The organism is Flavobacterium sp. GQ95 (genome assembly GCF_059758655.1).
Genome location: NZ_JCAXEB010000019.1, coordinates 12,811 through 35,782 on the forward strand (window position 1 = coordinate 12,811; position 22,972 = coordinate 35,782).

The following is a 22,972-nucleotide window of genomic DNA, read 5'->3' on the forward strand; positions in this document are numbered from 1 at the left end:
GTTTGTTGGGTTATTAATTACTTTGAAAGAGATTATTCAAGTTCTAATCGTTCTTGTTCTAATTTCTCGGCTAATCTTTTTTCTATTATGGGTGTAATTAATGTTTTTCTTGGTTTTATTTTTACAAAAGGAAACAATTCTAAATCATGTTTCATTTTGTCTTCTTTGTTTGGATATTTATTCGTTCCTAATAAAACTTCTTTTTTTGAATCAAATAATTCCTGTTCTTTTGCAGCACTTTCCTGAATTTTCTTTTTAATTGTTCCGTCGTTCAAAAGTTTCAGAAATCCTCCATTTGCTTCAATATCTTTAAATAAAGCCAAACTTTTTTCTGCTAATTGGGTTGTTAAACTTTCAATATAGTAACTTCCATCGGCAGGATTATCTACTTTATCAAAATAACTTTCATGTTTTAAAACCAATAATTGATTTCTCGCAATTCGGTCTCCAAATTCGTTGTCTTTGTGATATAAAGCATCATAAGGCAAATTTGCTACGGAATCAGCACCGCCTAGAATAGCTGACATACATTCGGTTGTAGTGCGAAGCATATTTACATTATAATCGTAAATCGTTTTATTTCGTTTTGTTGGCGTAACCAAAAAATGACATTCAATTTCAGGATTATATTCTTTGGCAATTAATTTAAAAAGCATTCGTAAAGCGCGAAGTTTTGCAATTTCAAAGAAATAATTAGTTCCAACGGAAACCTGAAAAACAAAAGGTTTTGTTATGTTGGGCAAACGATTTAAATATTCATTTGCATGTGCTAAACTGTAAGCAATTTGTTGTGTGATATTGGCGCCTGCATTTTGATATAAACCTAAATCTATGCTTAGTAAGGAAAGGTTTGTAGTTGCTTTTGCAATATTCTCAATCGTTTCAAAATTATTTTTGTCTGATGTTGGAAACCAATTTCCTTCTCGTGCAAAATGACCAATCGGATCAATATTACAATAAAAAACAGCTTTTTTTTGTAAAGAAATAGTGTCTAATTTTTTTACGAAATCGATTGAAATAAAATTCAAATTAAAGTAAACGATTCGGTTTTCTAAAGGAAGAGTTTCTAATAATTTTTGAATATCTATTTTTTCGTTTTCAATCGTAAAACGTAAACTTTCTGCACCTCTTTCAATGGTATTAATAGCTCTTTGAATCGATTTATCGATATCATAAACAAAAATATTTTGACAGATTTTAAAATTCGAAGCTTCAGTTTTTATTGTTGCCGCTTTTGAAAATTCATCTCTGTGATAAAAAGGCTTTACCTGAATATCTTCCGGAGAATTCCAAATTACAGTTTGGTTGTATTCGGCTCCATCTAATTCAAACTGAATTTTTTGTTTCCATTGTTTGGATGAAATCGGGTTAAAATCGTCGAATAAGGTAGTGGCCATGGAGTGTTTTTTCTGATTATTCTTTTTCTTGAATGGTATCTCCTTCAAATTGGATGATGTAAATATCTTCGCTGTCTTTTTTCATAAAATACTTTTCGCGAGCATATTTTTCTATTTGTTCAGGATTTTTAAGTTGTTTGATCTGTTCCTGATCTTTGTTTATTTCTTCCTGATAATATTTTTTATTGTCTTGTAATTCATTGATTTGCCCATCTAAAAAGCGATGATCAAAATAGGAGTAATTGTCTAAAAATAACATCCAGATAACAAAAAACAGCAACACCCAAACATATTTATTGCCTAGGAATTTAAACCATGATTTGTCTTTATATGGATTTTTCATTTTCATTTTTAATTAACCGATTGTGTCTTAGAATTTTGACTCGTCTTTCTAGCCCTGATGGAGCCGATATCCTTTTTATGTCCGCCGCGGCGGACATAAAAAGATAAAGGCGAGAGCGGGAAAGAGCTCCTAATTTTTATGGACTAAATTTACAATAAAAATTATAAAATTCGCTGATTAATTACGGCACGAACCACATCAATTGCTACAGTATTGTATTTGTCATTTGGAATAATGATATCAGCAAAAGCTTTTGATGGTTCGATAAATTGCTCATGCATTGGCTTTAAAGTAGTTTGATAACGGTTTAAAACTTCGTCAATATCGCGTCCACGTTCTGAAATATCTCTTTTTAAGCGACGAATTAATCTTTCATCAGAATCGGCATGAACGTAAATTTTAATATCAAATAATTCACGTAATTCAGGATTAGTGAGAATTAAAATCCCTTCAATAATCATTACTTTTCGCGGATGTGTTGATACAGTATCGTCGGTTCTGTTATGCTGAATAAAAGAATATACCGGCTGGTCAATGGTTTCGCCAGCTTTTAAAGCTTTAAGATGTTTTACCAATAATTCAAAATCGATCGCTCTTGGATGATCAAAATTGATTAATGCTCTTTCGTCAAATGACAAATTGCTGGTTTCCTTATAGTACGAGTCCTGAGAAATTACCCCAACTTCCGTATCTGGCAATTCGTTCATGATTTGGTGTACTACTGTTGTTTTTCCACTTCCTGTTCCCCCTGCAATTCCTATAATGAGCATAAATTTGATATTATATATTTATTCGGCAAAAATAATAATTTAAGTGAATTGTCTAAGCATATTATTGATTTAAACCATATAAGTAACGTAAGTAAATTTAAATAAACAGATGTTTAAACAAAGTATTATTTAACTGAATTTATATCACTTATATGGTAAAAACTATAAAAAAAATCCCGAGAGCAAAGTCATCGGGATTTCGTGCAATCAGTATAGTTTTAATAAAATATTCTGAATTTAGTAAGCACTTGTAATTATTTATTCTTTTTTGCTTTTATCATCATTTCAAGCTGATCCCAAAGTTCTTCCGGAATTGCTTCTAATAAATTGAATTGTCCAGCGCCTTTTAACCATTCACCTCCGTCAATTGTAATGACATCTCCGTTTATGTACGCTGAGAAATCGGAAACTAGATAAGCTGCTAAATTGGCTAACTCCTGATGATCACCTACACGTTTTAATGGTACTTTTTTGGCCATATCAAACTTTTCTGCAAGATCTCCGGGTAATAATCTGTCCCAGGCACCTTTTGTAGGGAATGGTCCCGGAGCAATTGCGTTAGAACGGATTCCGTACTTTGCCCATTCTACGGCAAGACTTCTTGTCATTGCTAAAACTCCAGCTTTGGCGGTAGCACTTGGAACCACATAAGCAGAACCAGTCCAGGCATAAGTCGTAACAATATTTAAAATTGTTGCCGATGTTTGTTTACTGTCAATCCAATGTTTTCCAAAGGCAAGTGTACAGTTTTTAGAACCTTTCAGTACAATATCGATAACAGTATCAAATGCATTTGCAGATAAACGTTCTGTTGGTGAAATGAAATTTCCGGCAGCATTGTTCAAAAGAACATCTACTTTTCCAAATTCTTTCAAAACTGCCTGAAGCATATTTTCTACTTCTTCATAATGACGAACATCACATTGAAGCGGTAAACATTTTCCGCCAGTTTCGGTTTCAAGTTCTGTAGCAGTTGCTTTTAGTTTGTCTAAATCTCTTGAAGTAATCGCTACCTGAGCGCCTAATTCTAAGAAATATTTAGTCATTGCTTTTCCTAAACCACTTCCACCACCTGTAACTACAATGACTTTTCCTTTTAAGGCATCATCGCGCAACATTTTATCTGTATAGCTCATACTTTTTTCTTTTTATTGCAATATTAATTAAATAAATAGGATGCGTGCATAATAATGTTATAAAATTTTGATAAATTTTATATATCGCACAATTTTTTTGCTGCAGACTCCAGAGTGAAATTGTCTTTAGCGAAACAAAAACGTATTAATTTTTGATCTTTGTGATCCGAATAAAAAGTTGAAATTGGAATTGCAGCAACACCGTGATCTGTAATTAGTTTTTTACAAAAGGTCACATCATCATTGTTTGAAATATTTGCGTAAGAAGCGACTTGAAAATATGTTCCTTCACAAGGCTTTAATTCGAATCGGCTGTTTTGAAGGAGTTTTTGAAAATAATCTCGTTTTTCCTGATAGAATTTTCCAAGTAAATTCACATTTACAACATCTAAATATTGACTGATTGCAACCTGAGAAATACTGTTGACGCTGAAAACCAAAAATTGGTGTACTTTTTTGATTTCTTTCATCAAATATTCCGGTGCGACTGTATAGCCAATTTTCCAGCCTGTAATATGAAATGATTTTCCGAAGGAAGAAACCATAATACAGCGATTCAAAAGAAAATCTTTGGTGTGAGCTGAAATGTGTTTTTCTTCAAAAGTGATGTATTCGTAAACTTCGTCAGATAAAACTAGAATTTCAGGATATTTTGAAAGTAGTTTTTCAAGTTCTAAAAAATCATTTTCCGTCAAAATTTTTCCTGTCGGGTTATGCGGATTATTGATGATAATCATTTTTGTTTTCGACGAACATGCTTTTTCGATTGTTTCCCAATTTGGTGTATAATCGTCATTTAAAGCAACGCGAACCGGTTTTGCATTGCAAAGTAAAACAGGTGATTCATACGAGTCATAACTTGGATCCAGAATAACAACTTCATCCCCAGTTTTAACTAAAGCTAAAATAGTAGTGAAAATTCCCTGCGTTGCACCGGCTGTGACCAAAAGTTCTAAATCAGGATTTATAATTCGGTTATAAGAACTCTGAATTAGTTTAGCAATTTGATTCATCAATGGCGGATAACCTGCCATTGGTGTATATTGATGCACGTTTTCTTTGGATAATTTCGCCAGAATATCGGTCAGTCTTTCGTCCACAGGAAAGTTTGGAAATCCCTGCGACAGATTAATTGCATTATATTCGGCTGCCATTTTGGACATTACCGTAAAGATGCTTGTGGTTATGTTTGGAAGTTTACTCATGAAAAAGTTTGATTTGGAAAAACTTGTGAGTACAATATAAGGTAATTTTTATTTTATTGAATAATTACTTTACGAAATTATTTACAGAAACAGGTATTGAAAAAAATGTTCTAACCACATTATTGTTTTGCTTTCCAGGAATCCATTTAGGAGACATCTTTAGAACACGGATAGCTTCAGCACCGGTTCCATGGCCAATATCTCTTAAGACTTTAATGTCACTTAGCGACCCGTCTTTTTCTATTATAAAAGTTATATAAACTCGCCCTTTTATTTGCGGATTTTCTGGATTTTTATAATTCTCTTTTAAATAGCGATCAAATGCTTCTTTTCCTCCTGGAAATTCTGGCTTTACTTCTAGACCAGCTGTATTGTAGACTTGGTTTTCTTCATTTATAACAACTCCTTTGTAATTGTTTATATTCTCTGGAGTTATTTTTACATCTTCAGTTTGAGAAGATATATTTTGTGCCACGCAAATTAAAATCAGAACTAAAAGTTTTTTCATTATAGGGTGTTTTTAAAGTTAGTTTACATTTTATGCAGGATAAAAATCGTAGGACGGTTATGTAAATCAACTTTCAGTTTCTTCCAATCGGCAACGCGCATTGTTTTAATAAATTCGGTTGGTAATGTAATATCTGTAGCAATGCAAAGATGTGTTGAAGGATTTAGAATTTGCAAAAGATCTTCAACTAGCTTATTATTTCTATAAGGCGTCTCAATAAAAATCTGAGATTGATTTTTATCCTGAGATAATTTTTCAAAATGTTTTAAGGCAGATTTTTTCTCGTCTTTTTCAATTGGCAAATAGCCGTTGAAAGTAAAGCTTTGTCCGTTCATACCGGAAGCCATCATTGCTAATAAAATAGAGGAAGGACCTACTAAAGGCACGACCTGAATTCCTTTTTCATGAGCTAATTTTACAATTACCGCACCTGGATCTGCAACGCCTGGACAACCAGCTTCGCTCATTAAGCCTACATTTTTTCCTTCTAATAATGGTTTTATGAAATCTAAATGTTCGCTTGGTTCAGTGCGTTTATTGAGTGTGAAAAGAATTAATTCCGATTGTTTTTTCTCCGGAGAAACTGCTTTTATTGATTTTCGTGCTGTTTTTTCGTTTTCAACAATATAATGGTCTATAAAATCAATGCTTCTTTTTACGGTTTGAGGCAAAACATCCATAGGATCGCTTTCGCCCATTGTCGTTGGAATTAAATATAGTTTTCCTGGAAGTTTCATGTGATTTATTTTATAGATTATAAAAATGAAAAATTTCAATTATTTAATGGTTAAAATAATTGAAAGTAAATAAGTTAAGAATGTTTTTTGATAAGTTTTTTAGAAATGATCTCAGCAGCTTCGTCTAACATTTGGTAAACATTGTCAAAACCATTTACAGCGCCAAAATAAGGATCTGGAACATCTACATTTTCACCCGGAAATAATTCGTTTAAAATAAGATGAACTTTATTTTTATGTTCTGGAGTTTTTGCAAGATGAAGGACATCACGATAATTCGAATTATCCATTACATAGATATAATCGAATTCATCAAAGTCGGCAATTTTGAATTGTCTTCCTTTTTGATTGTCAATGCATAAACCGTTTTTTTGGGCAACCGCAATAGAACGTTTGTCAGGTGCGTGACCCACATGCCAGGATCCTGTTCCAGCTGAATCAACTTTGAATTTGTCTTTTGGAAGTTTAGAAGCTAAAATTCCTTCGGCTAAAGGAGATCTGCAAATATTTCCCAAACAAACCATTAAAATTTTTACCGGCATGATTCGCGTTTATAGCGTTAATTTTTTGTTGATGTCTTCGACAAATTTTTTGAATTGTTTGTCTGTAGAAACTAAATTGTCAACGGTTTTACAAGCGTGTAATACGGTAGCGTGATCGCGATCTCCAATTTGTGAACCAATGTTTGCCAAAGAAGCCTTAGTGAATTTCTTTGCAAAAAACATAGCTAATTGTCTCGCCTGAACAACGTGTCTTTTTCTGGTTTTAGATTGAAGTGTTTCAATATCCAACTGAAAATAATCAGACACAATTTTTTGAATATAATCGATAGAGATTTCTCTCTTTACATTTTTAACGAATTTCTCTACAACACTTTTGGCTAACTCGATTGTAACTTCTTTTTTGTTGAAAGAAGATTGGGCAATTAATGAAATAATAGCGCCTTCAAGTTCACGAACATTGCTTTTGATGTTACGGGCAACATATTCAATGATGTCTTCCGGCATTTCAACACCATCGCGGTACAAAATGTTTTTCAAGATTGAAATACGAGTTTCGTAATCTGGCTGATGTAACTCAGCAGATAATCCCCATTTAAAACGAGATAATAAACGTTGCTCGATATCCTGCATGTCAACAGGAGCTTTGTCCGAAGTTAAAATTACCTGTTTTCCGTTTTGGTGCAGGTAATTAAAAATATGGAAAAATACGTCCTGAGTTCCTGATTTTCCAGATAAAAACTGAACGTCATCAATAATCAAAACGTCAATTAACTGGTAAAAGTGAATGAAATCATTACGATTATTCTTTTTAACCGAATCAATATATTGTTGTGTGAAAATTTCGGCAGAAATATATAAAACCGTTTTTTCTGGGTATTTATCTTTTACTTCAACACCAATAGCGTGTGCTAAGTGTGTTTTTCCTAAACCAACTCCACCAAAAATCAATAACGGATTAAATGAAGTTCCTCCAGGTTTATTGGCAACAGCCATACCTGCAGAACGCGCCAAACGATTAGAATCACCTTCAAGGAAATTATCAAAACTGTAGTTGGCATTTAATTGCGACTCAATTTTTAAATTTCTAATTCCGGGAATTACGAAAGGATTTTTAAGTTCCGGATTTAAGTTCTTAAACGGAGCATCAACCTCTTGCGGTTTCATTGGCACTCGGTTGGAACTTGGCAACTGTTCGGTAAATGGTTGTTTATTACCATAAGTGTTCTCCATTTTAATTTTATAGAGTAACTTTGCGTTTTTCCCCAGTTCTTTGGTAAGCGCAACTTTCAATAATTTAACGTAATGTTCTTCTAACCATTCGTAGAAAAACTTACTTGGTACTTGAATATATAACGCGTTGTCGGTTAGCTCAACTGATTTGATTGGTTCAAACCAAGTTTTATATGCTTGATCTTGAATATTGTCCTTTATAAAAGACAAACAGTTTTCCCATACCGATTGAGCAGTTTTAGTCATAGATTCAGATAAATTTTTTTATTATTGATAAAGATTCTCCTAATAAAAAGGGAGCAATTTTATTCCGTATTTCGGGATAACAAATATGTGAACAAATTTCTGTAAAAAAAAATATTTTGGGGTCTAATTTTATAAAAAAATGTTGTAAGTAAACTTTTGGAAGTTAATTTTTTTTAATCAATAAATAATGAAAAATCATCAAACGCAAGTGCGTGTTCGTTACTCTGAAACAGACCAAATGGGGGTCGTTTATCACGGAAATTATATCCCATATTTTGAGATCGGACGCGTGGAATGGCTGAGAGATAAAGGGATTTCGTATAAAAGCATGGAAGAAAGCGGAATCGGGTTGCCAATTGTTTCAATGCAAATAAATTATAAAAAATCGGCGCGCTATGATGAGCTTCTTACGATTCATACTACTTTCAAAAGTCAATCTTCTGTTAAGATTGAATTCGACTGTGCAATCTTTAACGAAGCGAATGAGTTATTAACAACTGCCGTGTTTATTTTAGTATTTATTTCGTTAAAATCAGGTCGCCCAACAGCACCTCCGGATTATATTTTAGAATTATTTAAAACACTTGTATAATTGTTAAAATGATGCAGGTTTTTGTGTTAATTTATATAATTTTGATATCGATTTCAAACATTAAATCAAAAATGTCGAATACTGATTCGGCATTTTTTTTTCGTGTTTTTGTGATTATCTTGCCAATTGGAAGTCCGGATTCTTCATCAATTTCCATTTCCTGAGATGTAATCTCCAATTTTTTTTCTTTAATAACGCGCATCACTTTGTTCATATTTTTATAATCAAAAGAGATTAAAAAATGAACATCGATTGTTTTTTCTACAATTTCACAAACTTCAAGTGTCATTTGTGCGGTTGTTTTATAAGCTGCTATCAATCCGCCAACACCCAATTTGACTCCGCCAAAAATTCGGACCACAACTATTAAAACATTTGTTAGTCCAAAAGACTGAATTTGACCATAAATAGGAGCTCCGGCTGTATTGCTCGGCTCACCGTCGTCATTGGCTCGATAGGATATTTTAGGAGCTGTTCCCAATTGATATGCATAACAGTAATGAACGGCATGAGGATGCTGTTTTTTTAAGTTTTCAATAATGGGTTTTACTTCGTCTTCATTTGCTATGGGAAAGGCATAGCCAAAGAACTTGCTTCCTTTTTCTTTAAAAAGGACTTCTTCAGACTCAAAAGCAATGGTTTGATACGTATCGTTATATTCCAAAAGTAAAATTCTAAAGTATTTTTTTATCAAATAAATCCACAACATCTTCCTTACCTACTTGTAAATTCCAGACATTGAAACCTAAAGCAGCGGCAGAATCTGTGTTTTCTTTTTTATCGTCTATAAACAAAGTACGTTTTGGCGATAATTCATGTTTGTTGATTAAATATTGAAAAACATCAGCATTTGGTTTTCGTTTTCCAATTTCAAAAGAGAAATAAACTTTTTCAAAACATTGATAGAAATCACTATAAAATGAAATGCCACTTTTGGTTTCGAAAGTTTCAATATGAATAGAATCGGTATTGCTCAGTAAAAATAAGCGATATTTTTTTGAAAGCATTTGAAGAAATTCTAATCGATATAATGGGAAATCAGCTAAAATGGCATTCCAGGCTTCCAGAATTTCTTCGATCGAAGCATTGGGAAGTTCTTTTTGAAAACCTGTCAGAAAATCATCGTGCGAAATATCTCCGGTTTCAAACAACAGATTCAAACGATCTAATTCTGAGTTCCATTCGGTCATGCCTAGTTTCTGCAATCCTGAAATAGTAGCCTGTTTATCTAAATTGATAAAAATATCTCCAAAGTCAAAAATTATAGTATCAATCATGATTTCTAACGTATATTAATTCGTCGTTTTGAATATGAGTTTTCGTTGTAGACTTCTTTTGAAGAACCGGGGCTTTTGTTCCTGTATTAAAAATAATTTCTCCAATAAAAATACGAGCTTCATCCCAAATGTCCTGGTCGATAAATGCTTGTAAAGTTTTTAAGCCGCCTTCAATAATAATAGACTGAATTTGGTTTTGATACAAAACAGCTAAAATCTGTGGGATTATATTTTGATTAAAATCAATTACTTCAAAGGTAGTGTTTTCTGCTGAAAAGTTAATTTGAGATTTCGTAAATATGATAGTTTTTACACTGTTATCAAAAATAAAACTCTCTTTTGAAATGCGATTATTCTGATCTAAAACAACTCGTAACGGATTATTCCCGGACCAATCTCTAACGTTTAATTTCGGATTGTCATCAATTACGGTTTGCGTGCCAACTAAAATAGCCTGTTCTTCACTACGCCATTTATGAACCAATTGTCTCGAATAGGTATTGGTAATCCAAACGGGTTCTCGTTCCTGATTAACTAGTTTTTCAGGTGCCAGAAAGCCGTCCTGACTCTCGGCCCATTTTAATATAATATAAGGTCTCTTCTTATTATGAAAGGTAAAAAAACGTTTATTAAGTTCGTGGCATTCTTTTTCTAAAACGCCTACGGTCACATTTGCTCCTGCTGCAATTAGTTTTTTAATTCCGTTGCCGGCTACTTTTTCGTTTGGATCCACAGTTCCCACAACGACATTCGGGATTTCATTTGCAATAATTAAATCACAACAAGGTGGTGTTTTTCCAAAATGACTGCAAGGTTCTAAACTTACATAAATAGTAGCTTTTTTTAATAATGATTTGTCTTTTACAGATCGAACTGCATTGACTTCTGCATGTGGTTCTCCTGCTTTTTTGTGCCAGCCTTCACCTATAATTTTATCTTCGTAAACAATTACACTTCCCACCATTGGATTTGGGTAAGTTGTCCCAAAACCATTTTTGGCAAGTTCTATACAGCGTTTTATATATTTCTCATGTGTATTCACCTTACAAAAGTAATTATTTTTGGGTTTAATCCCGATAGTTTACATATAGTTAGGAAACTTTCGAAAAACTATTTTTACTTTTGTATATATTACAAGAATAAACGAAATATGGAAAATTGGCTTATTAGAAAGATTAAAAAAGAAGACAATCAGGCAGTTGCAAAATTAATACGATCAGTTTTTGATGAAATGGAAATTCCTAAAGTGGGTACAGCTTATGAGGATCCTTATTTAGATTTGATGTTTGAGGAATACAATAAACCACGATCCGTTTACCTTGTGGTTGAAAATGAAGGTGAAATAGTGGGGTGTTGCGGAATTGCACCTTTAGAAAATGGAGATCCTGCAATTTGTGAATTGCAAAAAATGTATTTTTTGCCTGAAACACGAGGTTTAGGAATTGGAAGTAAAATGATGGAAAAATGTTTGGAACAGGCTAAAGCTTTTGGTTTTGAAAAATGTTATATAGAGACGATGCCATTTATGCATGCGGCTCAAAAATTATATAAAAAATCAGGGTTTGAATATTTAGATGCGCCGATGGGATGTACCGGCCATAGTTCATGCCCGGTTTGGATGTTGAAAGATTTGTAAACAATTGTAACAAATTTGGTTTTGCAATACTTATTTGAAAGAAAATTGGCTTTCGCCCGAAAAGATAATACTCAAAGACCCGAAATGAAAATTAAACAATACCGCACTCAATTTATAAAAGAATTATCGCCTTTTTACGATGCGTATGAAGCGGAAAGTTTTTTCTATTTAATTTTAGAGGATAAGCATAAATTAAGACAAATTGATTTAGCCTTAAATCATGAATTAAATTTTTCGGAAAGTGATTTTGTAATTTGGGATTCATTGTTGGGTCAATTAAAAAAAGAGGTTCCGATTCAGTATTTACTTGGGAAAACAAGTTTTTACGGTTTGGATTTTGAAGTGAATGAAAATGTTTTGATTCCCAGACCAGAAACGGAAGAATTGGTTGAATGGATTATAAACGAGAATTCAAAAACAGATAAAACTAAAAAACTTAGAATTTTAGATATCGGAACGGGAAGTGGCTGTATTGCTATTTCGTTGGCTAAAAACCTTCCGAATGCTGAAGTTTTTGGTTTTGATGTTTCGAAAAAAGCTATAGAAACAGCCAAAAGAAACGCTATAAATAATAAAGTTGATGTAACTTTTGTCCTTTTGGATATTTTAGAAACCGATCTGCTTACCTGCAATTTTGATATTATTGTTTCGAATCCGCCTTATGTTCGAAATTTAGAAAAAGAAGAAATCAAAAAGAATGTTCTGGATTATGAACCACATTTAGCTCTTTTTGTGGATGATAATGACGCTTTGGTTTTTTATAGAAAAATAGCTGTTTTGGCGAAAAGTAGTCTTTTAGAAAATGGTCAATTGTTTTTTGAAATCAATCAGTATTTAGGAAAAGAAATGACAGATTTGTTAGAGACAATGAATTTTAAAAATATTGAATTGAAAAAAGATATTTACGATAATGACAGAATGATGAAAGGGAATATTTAATTTTTAAAGCTTTACAAAAAGTTCTTGAAAGATTGAAATTTCTAATTTAGCCCCGATAGCAGTGGAAATCCTTTTTTGCTGGGGTTCAGCAAAAAAGATTGAAACGAATAGCGGGACAAGACGTCTTATAAAGCGATTCGCTTCTGCTTCTATAAACTCATCGGATTTTTACAATACAGTAACTGATAACTGTGACTGAAAACTGAAAACTAAAATCTACTCGTAACGCAAAGCCTCAATAGGATCTAGTTGAGAAGCTTTTATAGCAGGATATAACCCGGAAACTATGGCAACCATAAAACTGGTCGCAAAAGCGGCAAAAATCGCCATCCACGGAATAACAAATGCAAAACTCATTGCAGCCGCAAATGCAAAACCAATCAAAATTCCTAATACGATACCCACCATACCTCCAATTTGCCCGATCAATAAAGTTTCGATAAAAAACTGAACTGATATAGTGACTTTTGTCGCGCCTAAAGCTTTACGGACCCCAATCTCGCGGGTACGTTCTGTAACCGAAACAATCATAATGTTCATCAGCGCAATAGACGATCCGAGAATCGTAATAATACTGATAATCCAGGAAGCCCAACCTAAATATTTAGTGATTCCTAGAATTCGATTAATCAAATCGTCGCTTCGGCCAATGCCAAAATTATTATCACGAACCGGACTCAGTTTACGCACTCTTCGCATGGTACTTGTGGCATTATCAACAGCTTCGTCTAAAAGTTCTTTTTTAGAAACCATTACGCTCATCGTGTAATTGATGTTTGGAGCGGTAAATAAGGAACGTGCCACCTGAATTGGAATTAAAACACGCAAATCCTGACTGTTTCCAAACGTTGATCCTTTTTCTTTTAGAACTCCAATGACTTTAAAACGGGCGCCACGAATCGAAATTACTTTATCAATTGGGTTGACATCTTTTAGTAAACCTTTTTCAAAATCAGAACCTACAACGCAGGAATATGTATTGTTGTCTATATCAAATTGATTAAAGGAACGGCCTAAATTTATTTCTAAACCTGAGTTGCTGATGAAATGTTCGTCGACACCAAGCACTTTAATTTCAGGATCTGTTTTTTGATCTAAATATTTTACTTCTGCCGTTGATGTTGCGGTAAAGGAAAGAGAAGTTTCTGTAAAAGGATATTTGTATTTGTTTTTGAAAGCAACTGCTTCAGGGTAAGAAATAATTGGATTTATAATTTCGCGTTCATTTCCGCCACGATTCTTAACGTTGTTTTCGTACTGATTGATGTTGAAGGTGTTGGCTCCCATAGAAGCAAAATTGGTCGAAACGGTATTTTCAAGAGCCGTTACAACTGTCAGGATTCCAACAAGTGCTGTTATACCAATCGCGATGATTAATACGGTAAGAATAGTTCGCAGCAATTGTGTTTTGATGGAACCAAAAGCAATTCGGATATTTTCTTTAAATAATTTTAGCATCATGACCAATTTGTCACGAAAATACGTTTTTTGTTACAAGTTTGTTTTCTAACTGCCAATATTTATTTTAAAAAATAAGATATTTGCAGACTATTTAGGATTTCAATATTTTGATTTCTAAAATCCATTAATCTAAAAAGGTTTTGAATTTTAAGTTTCCAAAGAAACTAAAATCTAAAATCTACAATCTAAAATAACAAAGATGGCTTCAAAACCAAGCATCCCACAAGGAACAAGAGATTTTTCGCCTGCAGAGGTGTCAAAACGTCAATATATTATTCAGACGATAAAAAACAATTTTGAGAAGTTCGGTTTTCAGCCGATTGAAACTCCTTCGTTTGAAAATTCAGATACCTTAATGGGGAAATATGGCGAAGAAGGAGATCGTTTGATTTTTAAAATATTGAATTCAGGTAATTTCTTCTTCAATAAAAATAAAATCGAATTACCGGAATCTATTGAATCGCTGCAAGTTAATTCGGCTGAAACAATTGACCTTAATCAAAGAATTGAGCTGAATAAATTTACCGGAAAAATTTCGGAGAAAGCCTTGCGTTACGATTTAACAGTTCCGTTTGCAAGATACGTGGTACAACACCAAAACGAAATTGAATTTCCTTTTAAAAGATATCAGATTCAGCCCGTTTGGAGAGCAGACAGACCACAAAGAGGACGCTACAGGGAATTTTATCAATGTGATGCTGACGTTGTTGGTTCAAAATCATTATGGCAGGAAGTAGAATTGGTTCAGTTGTACGATACAGTTTTTACTTCTTTAGGTTTAGAAGGTGTTACCATCAAAATCAATAACAGAAAAATATTATCCGGAATTGCTGAAGTGATTGGCGCTTCTGACAAATTGATTGATTTTACGGTTGCCCTTGATAAACTGGATAAAATTGGTGAAGACGGAGTAAAAAAGGAAATGATTGAAAAAGGAATTGCTGAAGAGGCTTTGGTTAAAGTGCAACCGCTTTTTAGTTTCACAGGAACTTTTTCGGATAAAATAAACCAGCTTTCAGATCTGTTAGCTTCATCAGAAGAAGGAATGAAAGGAGTGCAGGAATTGAAATTTATTTGTGACAATGTGGCTACTTTAGGATTGTCGACTGCGACATTAGATCTTGATGTGACATTGGCTCGCGGATTGAATTATTATACAGGAGCTATTTTTGAAGTAGCGGCGCCAAAAACCGTTTCGATGGGTTCTATTGGTGGAGGTGGAAGATATGACGATTTGACTGGTATTTTTGGTTTGAAAAATATGAGTGGGGTAGGAATTTCTTTTGGCTTGGATAGAATTTATCTGGTTCTGGAAGAATTGCAATTGTTTCCGGAAACAGTGGCGGCAACATCAAAAGCATTATTTATTAATTATGGAGATGCTGAAGCGTTGTATGCTTCTCAGGCAATCCAAAAATTAAGAAAAGAAAATATAAAAGTAGAATTATACCCTGACAACGTAAAAGTAGGAAAACAGTTTCAGTATGCAGATAAAAGATTGATTCCGTTTGCGGTAATTGCAGGCGATCAGGAAATTGCGTCAAATTCCTATTCGCTTAAAAATTTAGTGACAGGAGAGCAAGTTTCAGTTGATTTCGAAGGATTGAAAAATGCATTGTTAGGTTAACTATTTGAAACGTAGGTTTTTGTCGTAAATGGCCCAGATTTAAAGGGATTTCTTCTTGAATATCTTCCTGAAATAGTTGCCGGGGAAGAAAAAAAACTTTTAATTTGCCGACCTTAAGTTACGGGCGTAGTTCAAGGGTAGAATAGCGGTCTCCAAAACCGTTGATGGGGGTTCGAATCCCTCCGCCCGTGCAATATTTTTTACCGCAAAGAACGCAAAGATTTTTATTTAAGATACTTTAAAAGGTAAAGTTCGCAAAGCTAAATCGATACAAAGCTTTGCAAACTTTGCCTTTTTATAAAGCCTAAGAGTAAAAAGTCTTTGCGTTCTTTGCGATAATTTTTTTCGCTTTTCAGGTTTTTAGTATTGATCTGGCTGAGTAAAAAACATAAAAAAAAGCTTCGCCTAAATTGCAGACGAAGCTTTTTTTAATATAAGGTAAACTTGAATTAATAATTATTTATAAAGCCGAGGCTAACCCTTAAATTCAATTTTGATAGGTAATAATTTAGTTTTCATTTTGGATTTCAAATATACTATAAACTATATCGTAATAGTCTTAAAATTATACTAAATTTTTTAACCTAAATTTGTCGTTTTAAAAGACTCATTTTTAATAAAGTGACAATTTGACATTTTAAAAGATTTGGCAGTACTTTTGCAATCCAACAAAAAGAATAAAAAATGAAGTTTAAAGATATTTTTAAAAATAAAAGTAATATGACTACGGAAAATACAGAGTTCGATCAGGAATTAGATGATGTAACGTTAGAAAACAATGCCAACGGTGAGCAATTAATTGTTGAAGAATTAAGTGTTGAAGAGCAATTGGCTCAAGACTTGGCAAAAGAAAAAGATAAATTTTTGAGATTATTTGCCGAATTTGAAAATTACAAAAAAAGAACTTCAAAAGAACGTATCGATTTGTTTAAAACTGCAAACCAAGAAGTTTTGTTAGCAATGCTTCCTGTTTTGGATGATTTTGACAGAGCGACTGTAGAGATCAACAAGTCTGACGATGAAAATTTGAAAAAAGGAGTTGAATTGATTCACGAAAAACTAAAAAGTACTTTAGTAGCTAAAGGTTTAGAGCAGGTTGAAGTAAGAGCAGGTGATGCTTTTAACGCTGACTTTGCTGAAGCAATTACTCAAATTCCTGCACCTTCTGACAAATTGAAAGGTAAAATTGTTGATGTTATTGAAAAAGGATACAAATTAGGAGACAAAATTATTCGTTTCCCTAAAGTGGTTATTGGAAACTAAAAAATGCAAATAAAATTCTAAATGCCAATTTTTTAAGTATTGGAATTTGGAATTTGTAGTTTGGAATTTAAACCTAATTATGAAAAAAGATTTTTACGAAATACTAGGCATTTCAAAAAATGCTGACGCTGCCGAAATAAAAAAAGCTTACCGAAAAAGTGCTTTGAAATATCACCCGGATAAAAATCCAGGCGACAAAGAGGCAGAAGAAAACTTTAAACTTGCGGCAGAAGCTTATGAAGTTTTGAGCGATCCGAACAAAAAAGCGAAATACGATCAATACGGACATCAGGCATTTGATGGTTCTGGCGGATTTGGCGGTGGCCACGGTGGTATGAATATGGATGACATTTTCAGCCAGTTTGGTGACATTTTTGGTGGAGGATTTGGCGGTTTCGGTGGAGGTGGAGGCGGTCCTCGTCGCGCTAAAGGAAGCAATCTTCGTATTAAAGTTAAACTGACATTAGAAGAAATTGCAAATGGAGTTGAGAAAAAAGTAAAAGTAAAACGTAAAGTTCAGGCTAAAGGTGTTACCTACAAAACGTGTTCGACTTGTAATGGTCAGGGACAGGTAATGCGTGTAACGAACACTATTTTAGGAAGAATGCAATCTGCATCAACTTGTCCTACTTGTGGTGGTTCTGGACAAATTTTAGATAAAAGACCTTCTGAAGCAGATGCTCAAGGGATGGTTTTAGAAGATGAAACTGTTTCTATCAAAATTCCTGCGGGAGTTGTTGACGGAATGCAATTGAAAGTTTCTAATAAAGGAAATGATGCTCCAGGAAACAGTGTTCCAGGGGATTTAATTGTTGCCATTGAAGAATTAGAGCATGAATTTTTGAAACGTGAAGGTGAAAACATTCACTTTGATTTATACATTAGTTTCCCAGAGGCTGTTTTAGGTGTTTCTAAAGATATCGAAGCAATCAACGGAAAAGTTCGTATTAAACTGGAAGAAGGAATTCAATCTGGAAAAATCTTGAGATTAAAAGGAAAAGGTATTCCAAGTATCAACGGTTACGGAAGTGGAGATTTATTAGTTCACGTAAACGTATGGACGCCTAAAACGTTGAACAAAGAGCAAAAACAGTTTTTTGAAAATGCCTTAAACGACGAACATTTTGTTCCGAGTCCTGAAAAATCAGAAAAATCATTTTTTGAAAAAGTAAAAGATATGTTTTCATAAGCTAAACTTTTTTAGAAATGTTTAAATAAATATAAAACCCATTCTAACATAAATTTAGAATGGGTTTTTTGCGTATTAGTACTCAGATTCGCTGTGAATTATTTACTTTTACAGGCGCAAAGCCACAATGGTCAAATTGACCGCAGAAAATCTAAAAAATCGCATGAGCAACTTACTCGAAGTACATAAAGTCGTAAAAAAATACGGTGATTATGTAGCGCTTAACGAAGTTTCATTAAATGTGCCAAAAGGCAGTATTTACGGATTATTAGGTCCGAATGGAGCTGGAAAAACTTCCCTTATCCGTATCATCAATCAAATTACTTTGCCAGATAGCGGAGAAATAATTTTAGATGGAGAAAAATTACAGCCTAAACACGTGCAGACTATTGGCTATCTTCCGGAAGAAAGAGGTTTGTATACTTCGATGAAAGTGGGAGAACAATGTTTGTACCTGGCACAGATGAAAGGACTTTCTAAAGCAGAGGCAAAAGTACAATTGGAATATTGGTTTGACCGCTTAGGAATTCAGGGTTGGTGGAACAAAAAAATTCAGGAACTTTCTAAAGGAATGGCACAAAAAATTCAGTTTGTTGTTTGTGTACTGCATAAACCTAAGTTGCTGATTTTTGATGAACCCTTTTCTGGTTTTGATCCGGTTAATGCGAATGTGATTAAAGATGAAATTTTGGCATTGAAAGAACAAGGCGCAACCATTATTTTTTCAACACACCGAATGGAAAGTGTTGAGGAACTTTGCGATCATATTGCGCTAATTCATAAATCAAATAAATTAATTGAAGGAAAACTAAGCGATGTAAAGCGTCAGTTTAAAACGAATAGTTTCGAGGTTGGAATCCTGACAAATAATGTCGAAGGCTTAATGTATGACATCACACAGAAATTTACTGTTTCATCAGCAAATTTTAAATCCTTAAATGATGATTTGAAATTAAATATCCAGATTGGAGACGCTGCACCAAATGAGTTATTGCATATTTTAACGCAACGCGGACAAGTGACGCATTTTGTAGAAAAAATTCCGAGTGTAAACGATATTTTTATTCAAACAGTAACGGGATAGATCGTTAGATTGTTAGACTGGCTTAGATCTTTAGACTAAAGCCAAAAAAAATCTAACAATCTAAGAAGTCTAAAAATCTAACAATCTAAAATAAATGAGTATAATTTCGTTAATTATAAAAAGAGAATTCATTGCAAAAGTGCGCAATAAGTCTTTTGTTGTCATGACTTTTTTGAGTCCGTTGTTGTTTGTGGCAATTGCCGGATTTATCGGTTATTTGAGTTCAATGAAAGCCGAAACCAAACGAATTGCGATTCACGATGAAACGGGTTTGTTCGCCAATGATTTTTTGAAACAAAATAAGAAAGACGGTGAGTTTAAATACTTAAATTTATCTGAAATAAGTGTAAAAGCTTTAAAAGACAGTATTACTAAAGAAGATTTCAGCGGTCTTATTGTTATTCCAAAAACTAATAATTTAAGTGATTTAGAAAGTAAAATTGAGTTTGTTTCGAACAATAGTCCAAGTATCAACTTTATTGAAAACACGCAGGATATTATTGCCGGAAAAATTACAAAATTAAATTTGGAAAAAGCTAAATTGGATACTCTTGCAATTCAGAACGCTCAGGCTGATGTCAATATTCATTTATCAAAAGCTTCCGGAGAAGAAAGTTTAAAAGGTTTAAATGAAATTAAAATTGGAATTGGCGGTGCATTTGGTTATTTGATTATGATGTTTATTATCATTTATGGAAATATGGTTATGCGAAGCGTAATCGAAGAAAAAACAAACCGTATTGTCGAAATCATTATTTCATCAGTAAAACCATTTCAATTAATGATTGGTAAAATCGTTGGAACTTCGCTTGCAGGATTATTACAATTTTTGATTTGGGCGATAATCGGTCTGGGATTGATGTTTGCAGCGTCGGCATTTTTTGGAGTCAATGTTGGACCAACAGCCAGAATTTCACCAGAATTAATGCAGTCAGCACAGCATGAAATGTCTGGAACGGCTCAAATGTATATTAGTGAATTATGGAATTTGCCAATCGCCAGTATCATTATTGGCTTTGTGGTTTACTTTGTTGGAGGTTACTTTTTGTACAGTTCTTTTTATGCCGCAATTGGAGCAGCAGTCGACAATCAAACAGATTCGCAACAATTTCTTTTGCCTATTATTATGCCGCTTATTTTAAGCGTTTACATAGGATTCTTTACAGTAGTAAATGATCCACACGGAACCGTTGCGGTAGTATTTTCAATGATTCCGCTAACATCGCCAATTGTCATGCTAATGCGTATACCGTTTGGCGTACCGTGGTGGCAAATTGCGATTTCGGTATCATTATTGTTTGCTACCTTTTTCCTTGTAGTGTGGTTCGCAGCTAAAATTTACCGAGTTGGTATTTTGATGTATGGTAAAAAACCAACTTGGAAGGAATTGTATAGATGGCTTAAATATTAATTTTTTTAAAGTTGCTAAGGTTCTAAGGGACTAAGAGGCTAAGTTTCTTAGTTTCTTTATAAATAAAAACCTTAGAACCTTAGCAACTCAGAACCTTAGAACCTCAAAAGAAATGAGTAAAATACTAATTATTGAAGACGAAGCAGCGATCAGAAGAGTTTTGGTAAAGATTTTATCAGAAGAAAATGATACATATCAGGTAGATGAAGCTGAAGATGGTGTTGCGGGACTTGACAAAATAAAAAACAACGATTACGATTTGGTTTTGTGTGATATCAAAATGCCAAAAATGGACGGTGTTGAGGTTTTAGAAGAAGTAAAAAAGATCAAACCGGAAATTCCGATGGTCATGATTTCTGGTCACGGTGATATGGAAACAGCGATTCATACCATGCGTTTGGGGGCTTTTGATTATATCTCAAAACCGCCAGATTTAAATCGACTATTAAATACCGTTCGCAATGCTTTAGATAAAAAACAACTGGTAGTTGAAAATAAAATCCTGAAGAAAAAAGTAAGCAAAAATTACGAAATGGTAGGGGATAGCGAAGCGATCAGTCATATTAAATTAATGATTGATAAAGTAGCTCAAACCGAAGCCAGAGTTTTAATAACAGGTCCAAACGGAACCGGAAAAGAATTAGTAGCACATCAATTACATGAAAAAAGCGAGCGTGCTAATTTTCCATTAATTGAAGTGAATTGTGCTGCGATTCCGAGTGAATTGATCGAAAGCGAATTGTTCGGTCACGTAAAAGGGGCCTTTACATCAGCAGTGAAAGACCGCGCCGGAAAGTTTGAAGCAGCAGATAAAGGAACTATTTTTTTAGATGAAATTGGAGATATGAGCCTTTCGGCGCAAGCCAAAGTGTTACGTGCTTTGCAGGAAAGTATGATTACGAGAGTGGGTGCTGAAAAAGATATTAAAGTTGATGTTCGCGTAGTTGCTGCAACAAATAAAGATTTAAAAACTGAAATTGCCGAAGGTCGTTTCCGTGAAGATTTATATCATCGTCTGGCTGTGATTTTGATTAAAGTGCCACCATTGAATGAAAGACGTGATGATATTCCGGCTTTAGTAAGACACTTTGCTGAGAAAATTGCTTCTGAACAAGGAAATGTTGTTAAAGTATTTTCGCAGCCAGCCATTAAATTATTGCAGGAATACGATTGGACAGGAAATATCCGTGAACTTCGAAATGTAGTCGAAAGATTAATCATTTTAGGTGGAGCAGAAATTTCTGAAACCGATGTAAAAATGTTTGCAAGCAAGTAGGTGCTTCGCACGCAATAGGCTTTAGGCAATAAGCTTTAAGCTATTAACGATGTAGAATTTTTGCCTATAGCTTATTGCTTAAAGCTTATAGCATTTTAAAATATAAATAATTTTAGCTTACGGCTTATAGCCTAAAGCCTAAAGCATTAAAAAATGAAACTAAAAAAAATAAACGAGAAGTTACAGGATGCCTTAATTGAAAACGGTTTAACAGAAGCAAACATCTTGCAGATGGAAACTTTTTCAACCATAAAGAGTGGTGCAGATTGTATGATTATCTCTCCAAAAGGAACCGGAAAATCGACAACAATTGTATTGAATGTGATCCAGCAATTGGTGGGACATACAGAAGAATCACCACGTGCTTTGATTATTGTGGAAGACAAGGAAAAAGTGCTGGCTATGGAAGCTCTTTTTGAGAAATATGGAAAATATACCAATCTTGAAGTTTACGGTGTTCATGACAAAGGGGATATGGACTACGATAAAAACTATATTTCAACCGGAGTTGATGTTTTAATTGGTACACCAAACAAACTGAGTGATATGTTTACCACTGCAGGTTACAATGTAAACCGCTTAAAAATGTTGATTTTAGATGATGCAGATCCAATTTTGAGATTGCGTAATGAAACTAAAATCATGCGTATTTCGAACAGTATTGCAAAAACACAGCGTATTATTTTTGCTGAAATATTGACAGAACGCATCGAAATTCTTGCCGATAAATTCCTATTAGAACCTTATTTCTTTGACATGGATGAAGAAGGTGAGGAGGAGTTGGACGAAGAAGAGGATGGAATTGAAGAGGAGGAATAAGTTTTCAGTTGCAGTTCACAGTGTGAAGTGAAAAAACTGATATTTCAAAAATCAGCTAAATAATAAAAAATAATAAATATAAATGTTATGGGATTAATGAAGGTATTTTCAGGAAGTGAAGTTTTAGCAATTGCTTTGCAGGAAAGATTAGAAGAAGCTGGAGTAGAAACAACAAAAAAAGATAATATTCAATCAGCGCGTTTGGGAGGCTTCGGACAAAGCGATTTAGCTGTTGAAGTTTTCATTCAGGAAACTGATTTTGCAAAAGCAAATCCGGTGATTGAAGATTTCAGAATGAGCATTTAGATAAGTAATCAGTCTCA

Annotated in this window: 24 protein-coding genes and 1 tRNA gene; 12 read left to right on the top strand and 13 right to left on the bottom strand. The window is 33.7% G+C overall.

Annotated features, from left to right (window positions below):
* Nucleotides 1-32: 32 nt before the first annotated feature.
* The 9 genes from AC6CH4_RS23995 to dnaA all read right to left on the bottom strand — a co-directional run bounded on the left by AC6CH4_RS23995 (nucleotide 33) and on the right by dnaA (nucleotide 8,075).
* Nucleotides 33-1,397 carry a methylmalonyl-CoA mutase subunit beta gene (locus AC6CH4_RS23995; RefSeq protein WP_498107520.1) on the bottom strand — a complete coding sequence of 455 codons (1,365 nt, stop codon included), beginning with the start codon at nucleotides 1,395-1,397 and terminating at the stop codon, nucleotides 33-35.
* A gap of 16 nt (nucleotides 1,398-1,413) precedes the next feature.
* Nucleotides 1,414-1,746 carry an FtsB family cell division protein gene (locus AC6CH4_RS24000; RefSeq protein ID WP_498107522.1) on the bottom strand — a complete coding sequence of 111 codons (333 nt, stop codon included), beginning with the start codon at nucleotides 1,744-1,746 and terminating at the stop codon, nucleotides 1,414-1,416.
* Nucleotides 1,747-1,901: 155 nt separating this feature from the next.
* The gene (udk, locus tag AC6CH4_RS24005; protein ID WP_192187364.1) at nucleotides 1,902-2,510 is read right to left on the bottom strand and encodes a uridine kinase; all 609 of its coding nucleotides are present in this window, start codon (nucleotides 2,508-2,510) and stop codon (nucleotides 1,902-1,904) included.
* 254 nt (nucleotides 2,511-2,764) lie between these two features.
* Complete coding sequence (locus tag AC6CH4_RS24010; protein ID WP_498107525.1) at nucleotides 2,765-3,646, bottom strand: SDR family oxidoreductase; 882 nt, start codon at nucleotides 3,644-3,646, stop codon at nucleotides 2,765-2,767.
* Between the two features lie 77 nt (nucleotides 3,647-3,723).
* A complete protein-coding gene (locus tag AC6CH4_RS24015; protein WP_498107527.1) occupies nucleotides 3,724-4,851 on the bottom strand; it encodes a methionine aminotransferase in 1,128 nt (375 codons plus the stop codon).
* A 64-nt stretch (nucleotides 4,852-4,915) separates the two neighbouring features.
* Nucleotides 4,916-5,359, bottom strand: coding sequence for an energy transducer TonB (locus AC6CH4_RS24020; RefSeq protein ID WP_498107529.1), 444 nt, complete (start codon nucleotides 5,357-5,359; stop codon nucleotides 4,916-4,918).
* Between the two features lie 23 nt (nucleotides 5,360-5,382).
* On the bottom strand, nucleotides 5,383-6,096 hold the full coding sequence (locus AC6CH4_RS24025; protein WP_498107531.1) for an SAM-dependent methyltransferase: 714 nt from the start codon (nucleotides 6,094-6,096) through the stop codon (nucleotides 5,383-5,385).
* Between the two features lie 74 nt (nucleotides 6,097-6,170).
* On the bottom strand, nucleotides 6,171-6,638 hold the full coding sequence (locus AC6CH4_RS24030; protein ID WP_498107533.1) for a low molecular weight protein-tyrosine-phosphatase: 468 nt from the start codon (nucleotides 6,636-6,638) through the stop codon (nucleotides 6,171-6,173).
* Nucleotides 6,639-6,647: 9 nt separating this feature from the next.
* The gene (gene dnaA / locus AC6CH4_RS24035) at nucleotides 6,648-8,075 is read right to left on the bottom strand and encodes a chromosomal replication initiator protein DnaA (protein WP_192187370.1); all 1,428 of its coding nucleotides are present in this window, start codon (nucleotides 8,073-8,075) and stop codon (nucleotides 6,648-6,650) included.
* Between the two features lie 187 nt (nucleotides 8,076-8,262).
* On the opposite strand from dnaA, the gene AC6CH4_RS24040 reads away from it, so the two are divergent.
* Nucleotides 8,263-8,667, top strand: a complete 405-nt coding sequence (locus AC6CH4_RS24040) for an acyl-CoA thioesterase (RefSeq protein WP_192187371.1) — start codon at nucleotides 8,263-8,265, stop codon at nucleotides 8,665-8,667.
* A 31-nt stretch (nucleotides 8,668-8,698) separates the two neighbouring features.
* On the opposite strand, the gene AC6CH4_RS24045 is transcribed toward AC6CH4_RS24040, so the two are convergent.
* From AC6CH4_RS24045 to ribD, 3 genes are read right to left on the bottom strand one after another with little or no spacing between them, the layout of a single operon-like run.
* The gene (locus tag AC6CH4_RS24045; RefSeq protein ID WP_498107535.1) at nucleotides 8,699-9,331 is read right to left on the bottom strand and encodes an IMPACT family protein; all 633 of its coding nucleotides are present in this window, start codon (nucleotides 9,329-9,331) and stop codon (nucleotides 8,699-8,701) included.
* A 10-nt stretch (nucleotides 9,332-9,341) separates the two neighbouring features.
* Nucleotides 9,342-9,944, bottom strand: coding sequence for an HAD family hydrolase (locus tag AC6CH4_RS24050; RefSeq protein ID WP_498107537.1), 603 nt, complete (start codon nucleotides 9,942-9,944; stop codon nucleotides 9,342-9,344).
* Nucleotides 9,937-10,986 carry a bifunctional diaminohydroxyphosphoribosylaminopyrimidine deaminase/5-amino-6-(5-phosphoribosylamino)uracil reductase RibD gene (gene ribD, locus AC6CH4_RS24055; protein WP_498107539.1) on the bottom strand — a complete coding sequence of 350 codons (1,050 nt, stop codon included), beginning with the start codon at nucleotides 10,984-10,986 and terminating at the stop codon, nucleotides 9,937-9,939. Before ribD ends, AC6CH4_RS24050 begins: the two co-directional genes overlap by 8 nt.
* Nucleotides 10,987-11,094: 108 nt before the next feature.
* Between ribD and AC6CH4_RS24060 the strand changes: the two genes are divergently transcribed.
* Both AC6CH4_RS24060 and prmC read left to right on the top strand, forming a co-directional pair.
* Nucleotides 11,095-11,580 (top strand): GNAT family N-acetyltransferase, encoded by a 486-nt coding sequence (locus AC6CH4_RS24060; protein ID WP_498107541.1) that lies wholly within the window; start codon nucleotides 11,095-11,097, stop codon nucleotides 11,578-11,580.
* Between the two features lie 84 nt (nucleotides 11,581-11,664).
* Nucleotides 11,665-12,519 (top strand): peptide chain release factor N(5)-glutamine methyltransferase, encoded by an 855-nt coding sequence (gene prmC / locus AC6CH4_RS24065; protein ID WP_498107543.1) that lies wholly within the window; start codon nucleotides 11,665-11,667, stop codon nucleotides 12,517-12,519.
* A 216-nt stretch (nucleotides 12,520-12,735) separates the two neighbouring features.
* On the opposite strand, the gene AC6CH4_RS24070 is transcribed toward prmC, so the two are convergent.
* Nucleotides 12,736-13,980, bottom strand: coding sequence for an ABC transporter permease (locus AC6CH4_RS24070; protein ID WP_498107545.1), 1,245 nt, complete (start codon nucleotides 13,978-13,980; stop codon nucleotides 12,736-12,738).
* A gap of 199 nt (nucleotides 13,981-14,179) precedes the next feature.
* On the opposite strand from AC6CH4_RS24070, the gene hisS reads away from it, so the two are divergent.
* The 9 genes from hisS to AC6CH4_RS24115 all read left to right on the top strand — a co-directional run bounded on the left by hisS (nucleotide 14,180) and on the right by AC6CH4_RS24115 (nucleotide 22,955).
* Nucleotides 14,180-15,607: a histidine--tRNA ligase gene (hisS, locus tag AC6CH4_RS24075; protein WP_498107547.1), complete on the top strand. Its 1,428-nt coding sequence runs from the start codon at nucleotides 14,180-14,182 to the stop codon at nucleotides 15,605-15,607.
* 120 nt (nucleotides 15,608-15,727) lie between these two features.
* Nucleotides 15,728-15,798 (top strand) — tRNA-Trp (locus tag AC6CH4_RS24080).
* Between the two features lie 493 nt (nucleotides 15,799-16,291).
* On the top strand, nucleotides 16,292-16,870 hold the full coding sequence (locus AC6CH4_RS24085) for a nucleotide exchange factor GrpE (protein ID WP_192187379.1): 579 nt from the start codon (nucleotides 16,292-16,294) through the stop codon (nucleotides 16,868-16,870).
* A gap of 79 nt (nucleotides 16,871-16,949) precedes the next feature.
* Entirely contained in the window at nucleotides 16,950-18,059 is a 1,110-nt protein-coding gene (gene dnaJ / locus AC6CH4_RS24090; RefSeq protein WP_498107549.1) for a molecular chaperone DnaJ, read from the top strand.
* Nucleotides 18,060-18,222: 163 nt separating this feature from the next.
* Nucleotides 18,223-19,143, top strand: coding sequence for an ABC transporter ATP-binding protein (locus AC6CH4_RS24095; RefSeq protein WP_498107551.1), 921 nt, complete (start codon nucleotides 18,223-18,225; stop codon nucleotides 19,141-19,143).
* Nucleotides 19,144-19,237: 94 nt separating this feature from the next.
* Nucleotides 19,238-20,554 carry an ABC transporter permease gene (locus tag AC6CH4_RS24100; RefSeq protein ID WP_498107553.1) on the top strand — a complete coding sequence of 439 codons (1,317 nt, stop codon included), beginning with the start codon at nucleotides 19,238-19,240 and terminating at the stop codon, nucleotides 20,552-20,554.
* Between the two features lie 112 nt (nucleotides 20,555-20,666).
* Complete coding sequence (locus AC6CH4_RS24105; protein ID WP_498107555.1) at nucleotides 20,667-21,830, top strand: sigma-54-dependent transcriptional regulator; 1,164 nt, start codon at nucleotides 20,667-20,669, stop codon at nucleotides 21,828-21,830.
* A 153-nt stretch (nucleotides 21,831-21,983) separates the two neighbouring features.
* Complete coding sequence (locus AC6CH4_RS24110; RefSeq protein WP_498107557.1) at nucleotides 21,984-22,649, top strand: DEAD/DEAH box helicase; 666 nt, start codon at nucleotides 21,984-21,986, stop codon at nucleotides 22,647-22,649.
* A gap of 87 nt (nucleotides 22,650-22,736) precedes the next feature.
* Nucleotides 22,737-22,955, top strand: coding sequence for a putative signal transducing protein (locus AC6CH4_RS24115; protein WP_498107559.1), 219 nt, complete (start codon nucleotides 22,737-22,739; stop codon nucleotides 22,953-22,955).
* Nucleotides 22,956-22,972 lie beyond the last annotated feature (17 nt).

Coding starts and splice junctions, on each gene's coding strand:
- prmC (WP_498107543.1), top strand. CDS start 11,665: ATGAAAATTAAACAATACCGCACTCAATTTATAAAAGAATTATCGCCT.
- AC6CH4_RS24110 (WP_498107557.1), top strand. CDS start 21,984: ATGAAACTAAAAAAAATAAACGAGAAGTTACAGGATGCCTTAATTGAA.
- dnaJ (WP_498107549.1), top strand. CDS start 16,950: ATGAAAAAAGATTTTTACGAAATACTAGGCATTTCAAAAAATGCTGAC.
- AC6CH4_RS24095 (WP_498107551.1), top strand. CDS start 18,223: ATGAGCAACTTACTCGAAGTACATAAAGTCGTAAAAAAATACGGTGAT.
- AC6CH4_RS24105 (WP_498107555.1), top strand. CDS start 20,667: ATGAGTAAAATACTAATTATTGAAGACGAAGCAGCGATCAGAAGAGTT.
- AC6CH4_RS24030 (WP_498107533.1), bottom strand. CDS start 6,638: ATGCCGGTAAAAATTTTAATGGTTTGTTTGGGAAATATTTGCAGATCT.
- AC6CH4_RS24070 (WP_498107545.1), bottom strand. CDS start 13,980: ATGATGCTAAAATTATTTAAAGAAAATATCCGAATTGCTTTTGGTTCC.
- udk (WP_192187364.1), bottom strand. CDS start 2,510: ATGCTCATTATAGGAATTGCAGGGGGAACAGGAAGTGGAAAAACAACA.
- AC6CH4_RS24050 (WP_498107537.1), bottom strand. CDS start 9,944: ATGATTGATACTATAATTTTTGACTTTGGAGATATTTTTATCAATTTA.
- AC6CH4_RS24015 (WP_498107527.1), bottom strand. CDS start 4,851: ATGAGTAAACTTCCAAACATAACCACAAGCATCTTTACGGTAATGTCC.
- AC6CH4_RS24100 (WP_498107553.1), top strand. CDS start 19,238: ATGAGTATAATTTCGTTAATTATAAAAAGAGAATTCATTGCAAAAGTG.
- AC6CH4_RS24020 (WP_498107529.1), bottom strand. CDS start 5,359: ATGAAAAAACTTTTAGTTCTGATTTTAATTTGCGTGGCACAAAATATA.
- AC6CH4_RS24000 (WP_498107522.1), bottom strand. CDS start 1,746: ATGAAAATGAAAAATCCATATAAAGACAAATCATGGTTTAAATTCCTA.
- AC6CH4_RS24115 (WP_498107559.1), top strand. CDS start 22,737: ATGGGATTAATGAAGGTATTTTCAGGAAGTGAAGTTTTAGCAATTGCT.
- AC6CH4_RS24010 (WP_498107525.1), bottom strand. CDS start 3,646: ATGAGCTATACAGATAAAATGTTGCGCGATGATGCCTTAAAAGGAAAA.
- AC6CH4_RS23995 (WP_498107520.1), bottom strand. CDS start 1,397: ATGGCCACTACCTTATTCGACGATTTTAACCCGATTTCATCCAAACAA.
- dnaA (WP_192187370.1), bottom strand. CDS start 8,075: ATGACTAAAACTGCTCAATCGGTATGGGAAAACTGTTTGTCTTTTATA.
- AC6CH4_RS24060 (WP_498107541.1), top strand. CDS start 11,095: ATGGAAAATTGGCTTATTAGAAAGATTAAAAAAGAAGACAATCAGGCA.
- hisS (WP_498107547.1), top strand. CDS start 14,180: ATGGCTTCAAAACCAAGCATCCCACAAGGAACAAGAGATTTTTCGCCT.
- AC6CH4_RS24040 (WP_192187371.1), top strand. CDS start 8,263: ATGAAAAATCATCAAACGCAAGTGCGTGTTCGTTACTCTGAAACAGAC.
- AC6CH4_RS24025 (WP_498107531.1), bottom strand. CDS start 6,096: ATGAAACTTCCAGGAAAACTATATTTAATTCCAACGACAATGGGCGAA.
- AC6CH4_RS24085 (WP_192187379.1), top strand. CDS start 16,292: ATGAAGTTTAAAGATATTTTTAAAAATAAAAGTAATATGACTACGGAA.